The following is a 459-nucleotide window of genomic DNA, read 5'->3' on the forward strand; positions in this document are numbered from 1 at the left end:
GTGACGGCCGCCTTGTGCCGGAGCTGGAGCTTGGAGAAGCCATAGGACTACTCCTGGAGCTAGTCCTATGACGAAGACGGAAGTGGAAGTGATCACGTCGGAGCAGCGACGGCGGCATTGGTCACGGGCGGATAAGGAGCGCGTTGTCGCTGCGGCGCTGCAGCCGGGAGCAACGATCCTGGGAGTGGCGCGGGCGTTCGGTGTGCATTCCAGCCAGGTGTTCCGGTGGCGCCAGCAACTATGCAAGGAGGCACCGCCGCCCGGCTTCGCCGCCGTGACGATTGCAGCCGATCCTCACGCAGCGGCAGTTCCGACGCAGGGGCTGATCGAGGTCGAGATCGGGACTGAGACGAAGATCCGGATCAGCGGTGCAGCGGATGCGGCGACGGTGACGGCGGTGATCGCGGCGCTTCGGACGGGCTCACGATGACGATCCCGATTCCTTCCGGCACGCAGGAG

At 65.8% G+C, this 459-nt stretch carries 1 protein-coding gene; it reads left to right on the forward strand.

Going from position 1 to position 459, the window contains the following annotated elements; all coding sequences use genetic code 11:
* Window positions 1-67 precede the first annotated feature (67 nt).
* The gene (gene tnpA / locus AACY08_RS29530; RefSeq protein WP_339472623.1) at window positions 68-430 is read left to right on the forward strand and encodes an IS66-like element accessory protein TnpA; all 363 of its coding nucleotides are present in this window, start codon (window positions 68-70) and stop codon (window positions 428-430) included.
* Window positions 431-459: the final 29 nt, after the last annotated feature.

Origin of the sequence: Pseudomonas sp. EL_65y_Pfl1_R83 (assembly GCF_963970695.1) — a bacterium.
Lineage (GTDB): Bacteria > Pseudomonadota > Gammaproteobacteria > Pseudomonadales > Pseudomonadaceae > Aquipseudomonas > Aquipseudomonas tritici.

What these genes read in the sequence shown, in the direction of transcription:
- tnpA (WP_339472623.1), top strand. Translation starts at nt 68, where the DNA reads ATGACGAAGACGGAAGTGGAAGTGATCACGTCGGAGCAGCGACGGCGG.